Below are 6236 nucleotides of genomic sequence, written 5' to 3'. Positions count from 1 at the left end.
TCCACATTTTTCAGTGGGTACACATGGTACGACTTATGGTGGTAACCCGTTAGCAAGTGCAGTTGCTGGTGCAGTATTCGAATTTATTAATACGCCTGAAGTACTCGAAGGTGTGAAGCATCGTCATCAATATTTCCTCGATGCACTAAATGCATTAAACGCTGAACATCAGATTTTTGAAGAAATTCGTGGTCAAGGTTTATTGATTGGTTGTGAATTAAAAGCTGCGTATGCAGGGAAAGCTAAAGATATTACGACTTGGGCGGGTGAAGAAGGTTTACTTGCTTTAATTGCAGGCCCGAATGTGGTTCGTTTTACTCCGTCGCTTATCATTCCTGAACAAGATATTGATGAAGGGATTGCTCGTTTAAAAAGAGCATTGGCAAAATTGGCTAAATAAAAAAAAGGAAAGCTAGCCATGATGATTGTCCGTCATGCCGAGTTTCGAGACCTTGAAGATATTTATAAATTAGCGGGTAAGTCGGGTGTAGGCCTGACTTCCTTGCCACAAAATATGGATACACTTTCGGCTCGAATTTCACGTACTCGCAATACTTTAAATGGCAATGTCCATAAAAGTGAACAAGGCTATCTGTTTGTTCTTGAAGATACAGAAGCTCAACGTGTTATTGGTTTAAGCGCAATTGAAGTTGCCGTAGGACTCATTGAGCCTTGGTACAACTTTCATGTTGGTACTCAAGTACACGCTTCAAAAGCATTAAACGTTTATAAGTCACTACCTACCTTATTTTTGAGTAATGACAGAACGGGTAGTAGCGAACTCTGTACATTATTTTTAGATCCAGAGCGTCGTGAAAACCAAAACGGTAAGTTCTTATCGAAAATCCGTTTTATGTTTATTGCTGCCTTTAAGCAATATTTCGAGAAAAAATTAATTGCTGAAATGCGTGGTTTCTCAGACGAAAATGGATGTTCTCCATTTTGGGATGCGATTGGTCACCATTTCTTTAATATGGATTTTTCAACAGCAGACTATTTAAGTGGAATTGGGCAAAAAGTATTTATTGCAGAGCTTATGCCACGTTTTCCAGTCTATGTAGATCTCTTGCCAAAAGATGCGCAAGAGGTGATTGGAAAAATGCACCCACAAACTTTGCCTGCTTACCATGTGCTTGAGTCAGAAGGCTTACGTTATCAAGGATATGTCGATATTTTTGATGCGGGTCCAACCATTGAAGCCAATATTGATGAATTGCGGGCAGTAAAAGAAAGTCAGTTCTTAAACGTCAAAATTACAAGTGAAGCTGCGGTCGGTAAGACCCAATATCTCGTTGCTAATGATAATTATCATGACTATAAGGCAATGTTGATGAAGCTTGATCTTGTTGATAACACTATAAATTTAACACATGAACAAGCTGAAAAACTCGGTGTACAAGAAGGTCACGTTGTTCGTGTGTTATCACTAAATCCAATGGAAGTATCCTGATGTCAAACTCTTTATTTATAAACGGTGTCTGGTTACAAGGCAGCGGCACAACATTTGAAAAAACAAATCCAGTCGATAACCAAACTGTATGGTCAGGTGCTGAAGCAACTGCTGCTGATGTAGAGCAAGCTTGTCAGGCAGCGCGTACTGCATTTCCAGCATGGGCACGTTTACCACTTGTAGAACGTGTAGCGATTGTTGAAAAATTTGCGGCTTTGCTTGAAGAAAATAAAAAGCATTTAGCAGAAGTAATTAGCCAAGAAACCAGTAAGCCATTTTGGGAAACACTAACTGAAGTTCAATCAATGATTGGCAAAGTTGCAATTTCAATCCGTGCTTATCATCAGCGTACAGGTGAAAGCTCAACTGAAATGGCCGATGGCGTAGCATCTTTACGTCACCGTCCACATGGTGTGCTTGCAGTTTTCGGTCCATATAACTTCCCTGGCCATTTACCAAATGGGCATATTGTTCCTGCATTATTGGCAGGCAATACAGTGGTATTTAAACCAAGTGAATTAACACCTTGGACTGCTGAAGAAACTGTAAAACTTTGGCAGCAAGCTGGTTTGCCAAATGGTGTGATGAACTTAGTGCAAGGTGGTCGTACCACTGGTGAAGCGCTAGCTGCTTCACATGAAATTGATGGTTTATTGTTTACCGGAAGTGCAAACACGGGTTATCACTTGCATAAGCAAATGGCGGGTGCTCCTGAGAAAATCCTTGCGCTTGAAATGGGCGGCAATAATGCATTGATTATTGATGAGATTATTGATGTCGATGCTGTGGTTAATCTCACTATTCAATCTGCATTTGTTTCGGCGGGTCAGCGTTGTACATGTGCACGCCGTATCTTGGTAAAAAATGGCGCAGAAGGTGATGCATTTATTCAACGTTTCGTTGAAGTTGCAAAAAATCTAAAAGTTGGTCGTTGGAACGATGAGCAACAACCATTTATGGGTGGCGTTATCTCGTCAGTTGCCGCATCAAATATGATGCTTGCTCAACAAAAATTGCTTGAGCTTGGCGCAAAAAGCTTGTTGCCAATGACGCGTCCACAAGAAGATAGTTCGTTACTTACTCCAGGAATTGTTGATGTAACAGGCGTCACAGATATTCCTGATGAAGAATATTTTGGTCCGCTTACGACGATTCAACGTTATGACAATTTTGAAGAAGCATTAAAAATTGCGAATGCAACTCGCTTTGGTTTGTCTGTTGGTCTGGTTTCACCAAAACGTGAACTGTTTGATCAAGTACTTATTGAAGCGCGTGCCGGTATTGTGAACTGGAATAAGCCATTAACAGGTGCTTCAAGTGCTGCACCGTTTGGTGGTGTCGGAGCATCTGGTAACCATCGTGCAAGTGCCTTTTATGCAGCTGATTATTGTGCTTGGCCAATGGCTTCACTTGAAAGTGACAGCTTAACCTTACCAGAAAAATTATCTCCAGGGATTGTGTTGCCTTAAACACTAGGGAAAGAAAAATGAAAGGATATGAAGTAAATTTCGATGGTTTGGTGGGACCAACACATCACTATGCAGGCTTGTCGTTTGGTAATGAAGCATCGACAAAAAACCGTAATAACGCCTCGAATCCAAAATTAGCAGCTAAACAGGGTTTGCTAAAGATGAAAGCCTTGGCTGACATGGGAATGAAACAAGGTGTGCTTGTTCCGCATGAGCGCCCACATGTTCCAATGTTACGCCGTTTAGGTTTTACAGGAGATGACATTAGCGTAGTTGCTCAAGCAATGCGTCATTCACCTGAACTATTATCATCGCTAAGTTCAGCTTCGCCAATGTGGACTGCAAATGCGGCAACTGTTTCACCTTCGGCAGATAGCCAAGATGAACGCGTGCATTTTACAGCAGCGAACTTGAATAATAAGTTTCACCGTTCAATTGAAGCTGAAACTACAAGTCAGGTCCTACAAGCGATCTTTAAAAATGAACGTCATTTTGTTCATCATGAAGCTTTACCACAAGTGGCTTTATTCGGTGATGAAGGTGCAGCAAATCACAATCGTTTAGGTGGTGATTATGCTAAGCGCGGTGTTCAAGTATTTGTGTATGGTCAACAACATTTAAATAATGGTTTACCAGGACCAAAACGCTATCCAGCTCGTCAGACGCGTGAAGCAAGTGAAGCAATTGCACGTTTGCACCGTTTAGATGATGCGCATACCGTTTTTGTTCAACAAAATCCGGATGTAATTGATCAAGGCGTTTTCCATAACGATGTGATTGCGGTAAGTAACCAACAGGTTTTATTCCATCATCAACATGCATTCTTAAATCAAGATCAAGCTTTTACTGAAATTCGTCAGAAAATGGCAAGCATCGGTGAAGATTTTATCTCGATTGAAGTTCCTGAAAACCGCGTTACTGTTGATGATGCCGTAGCAACTTATTTATTTAATAGCCAGATTTTGACTCGTCCAGATGGTGGAATGACCATTGTGGTGCCAGAAGAGTCTCGCCAGAATAAGGCAGTTTGGGGTTATCTGAACGATATGGTTCAGATGGGCACACCAATTGATGCTATTCAGGTATATGACTTACGTGAAAGTATGCGTAATGGTGGTGGTCCGGCATGTTTACGTTTACGCGTAGCTTTAAACGAAACTGAGTTAAATGCTGTAAATCCAAAAGTTCTCATGAACGATCAATTGTTTGGCACACTCAATCAATGGGTAGATAAACACTATCGTGATCGCTTAGCACAAGAAGATTTGGCTGATCCGCATTTACTCATGGAAAGCCGTATGGCACTCGATGAACTGACCAAAATTTTAGGTTTAGGTTCGGTTTATCCTTTCCAAAAATAATGAGGAGGTGACATGCAAGATTTTCTAGCATTAACCTTGCAAGGTGAGCAGCCTAAAACCCGCGAAGGAAAACAAGATAATTTTTCTTGGCGTTGGTTGGGTGAGGGGATTCTTGAATGTACGCCAAATGCACAGTACGACAAAGCTGTCGTACTGTCAGCTGGAGTACATGGTAATGAAACAGCACCAATTGAATTGTTATCTCATCTATGCACAGATTTATTTGCAGGACGTTTAAAACTTGCTGTGAGATTGCTGTTTGTATTGGGTAACCCCTATGCAATGCGTCAAGGGAAACGTTATGTGCATGACGATGTAAACCGAATGTTTTGTGGTGGATATAAAACTCTACCTGTGACTGAAGAATCAAAACGTGCTGAAGTTTTAGAGCAAGTGGTCACGACTTTTTTTCAGGAAAGTTCAAGCCAAGCAAAACGTTATCACTATGATTTGCACACCGCAATTCGTGCTTCTTTGTTGCCAACGTTTGCTTTATTTCCCTATCAAACACATGCTTATGATGCAGATTTGACAGCGAGCCTTGAAGCAGCTGACTTGGACGCTTTGGTTTACCACAATGCGGTCGGTAAAACCTTTACGCATTTTACCAGTGAAAATTTTAAAGCTGCGAGCGCAACTTTAGAGTTAGGCAAAGCCTTACCATTTGGACAAAATGACTTGAGCCAGTTTGCTGCAATTGATGAAGTGATTCGTCATGTGGTTTCTGAGCAAGCCTTGCCACCACGTAATAAAACAAAAATTCGGGTCTTTAAAGTATCGGACTCTTTAATTAAAAAAGACGAAGATTTTCAGATGAATTTATCGGCTGAGGCACCAAATTTCTCGACTTTTACCAAAGGTGAAATCATTGCGACTCAACCTTCTGGTAATTATGTTGTTGAGCAAGATCAAGTCTGGATTTTATTTCCAAATCCAAATGTGAAACTTGGTTTACGTGCAGGTTTGGTTTTAACTGAAACCAGCTGAACATTTGATTTTTAAGAAATAAAAAAAGGGCAATTAATTGCCCTTTTTTTATTTATAAGATATTAGTTCGTACCGAAAAGACCTTTAACCCAAGATTTCTTTTCAGCTTTTTGTGTAGACGTTTGAGCACCAGCGTTTATATTTGCGTTTGTGTTAACTCCAATAGGGCCAACGTTAACACCAACATTTACACCAGTTTGAGCATTAATTGCATGTGCTGGTTGAGCTGCATTCAACTGTGCTTGGGCATCAGCTTTAGTATCAGCTACAAATTCTTTTTGCTCAGCTTGATTTTGAGCTACACGAGTTTTTACTGCATCTACATGCGCTTGAGCATTAGCTTGTTTTTCAGCAGTAAATTCTTTTTGGTCTGCTTGTTTTTCTGTAACTTTAGTCTTTACAGCATTAAAACCTGCTTTTGTGTCAGCTTTAGCCTCAACTGCTAGGTTTTTAGTGCCGTTTGCAGCTTTAGTCGCTACATTTTTAGTACCTGTTACTGCTTCGGTAGCAAAATGTTTAGTACCAGTTGCAGCTTTAGTCGCTACATTTTTAGTACCTGTCGCAGCTTCGGTAGCAAAGTGTTTGGTGCCCGTTGCAGCTTCAGTTGCTATGTGTTTTGTACCATTTGCAGCTTTAGAAGAAAGTTCAGTCACTTTTCCTGTTGTTTTTTTAGTTGCTTTAACTGTAGTGTCAGCAGCGACATGACCAGCATGCTTTGCTGTGCTACCTACAGTGTGTGCAGTATTTTTGACTGTATTGGCTACGCCACTAACAAGACCACCCGGTTGTACATTTACTTGAGCAGAAGCATCTGCATTAACGCCCGCACTTTGTGCAAAAATAGAAGCAGAAGCAAGAACACTTGCAGTAACGATAGCTGTTTTCATCATTTTCATTGCGATATCCTTCAAAGAATATACCCTTTTAGTGAGGTATTTCATAAACGCAAACGAATCATAGCCAAGGGAA

At 40.7% G+C, this 6236-nt stretch carries 6 protein-coding genes; 5 read left to right on the top strand and 1 reads right to left on the bottom strand.

The window, feature by feature from the left end; translation table 11 throughout:
• From UC75_RS20930 to astE, 5 genes are all read left to right on the top strand, one after another.
• Positions 1-400, top strand: a 400-nt coding sequence (locus UC75_RS20930; protein WP_228137242.1) for an aminotransferase class III-fold pyridoxal phosphate-dependent enzyme, incomplete at its 5' end; no start/stop codon positions are given.
• 18 nt (positions 401-418) lie between these two features.
• Complete coding sequence (astA, locus tag UC75_RS09310; RefSeq protein WP_005301103.1) at positions 419-1450, top strand: arginine N-succinyltransferase; 1032 nt, start codon at positions 419-421, stop codon at positions 1448-1450.
• Positions 1450-2919, top strand: a complete 1470-nt coding sequence (gene astD / locus UC75_RS09305) for a succinylglutamate-semialdehyde dehydrogenase (RefSeq protein ID WP_049837414.1) — start codon at positions 1450-1452, stop codon at positions 2917-2919. The genes astA and astD overlap by 1 nt, the downstream gene beginning before the upstream one ends.
• A gap of 17 nt (positions 2920-2936) precedes the next feature.
• A complete protein-coding gene (gene astB / locus UC75_RS09300) occupies positions 2937-4280 on the top strand; it encodes an N-succinylarginine dihydrolase (protein WP_049837413.1) in 1344 nt (447 codons plus the stop codon).
• A 12-nt stretch (positions 4281-4292) separates the two neighbouring features.
• Positions 4293-5267 (top strand): succinylglutamate desuccinylase, encoded by a 975-nt coding sequence (gene astE / locus UC75_RS09295; RefSeq protein ID WP_049837412.1) that lies wholly within the window; start codon positions 4293-4295, stop codon positions 5265-5267.
• Positions 5268-5329: 62 nt separating this feature from the next.
• Here astE and UC75_RS09290 read toward each other — a convergent pair whose 3' ends face one another.
• Positions 5330-6163, bottom strand: a complete 834-nt coding sequence (locus tag UC75_RS09290) for a hypothetical protein (protein WP_049837411.1) — start codon at positions 6161-6163, stop codon at positions 5330-5332.
• Positions 6164-6236 lie beyond the last annotated feature (73 nt).

The organism is Acinetobacter sp. V2, from assembly GCF_001188385.1.
Taxonomy (GTDB): domain Bacteria; phylum Pseudomonadota; class Gammaproteobacteria; order Pseudomonadales; family Moraxellaceae; genus Acinetobacter; species Acinetobacter oleivorans.
This window is presented reverse-complemented; position numbering and strand designations above follow the sequence as displayed.

Excerpts from the sequence above, each read along its gene's own strand:
- astA (WP_005301103.1), top strand. The coding sequence starts at position 419 with ATGATGATTGTCCGTCATGCCGAGTTTCGAGACCTTGAAGATATTTAT.
- astD (WP_049837414.1), top strand. The coding sequence starts at position 1,450 with ATGTCAAACTCTTTATTTATAAACGGTGTCTGGTTACAAGGCAGCGGC.
- astB (WP_049837413.1), top strand. The coding sequence starts at position 2,937 with ATGAAAGGATATGAAGTAAATTTCGATGGTTTGGTGGGACCAACACAT.
- astE (WP_049837412.1), top strand. The coding sequence starts at position 4,293 with ATGCAAGATTTTCTAGCATTAACCTTGCAAGGTGAGCAGCCTAAAACC.
- UC75_RS09290 (WP_049837411.1), bottom strand. The coding sequence starts at position 6,163 with ATGAAAATGATGAAAACAGCTATCGTTACTGCAAGTGTTCTTGCTTCT.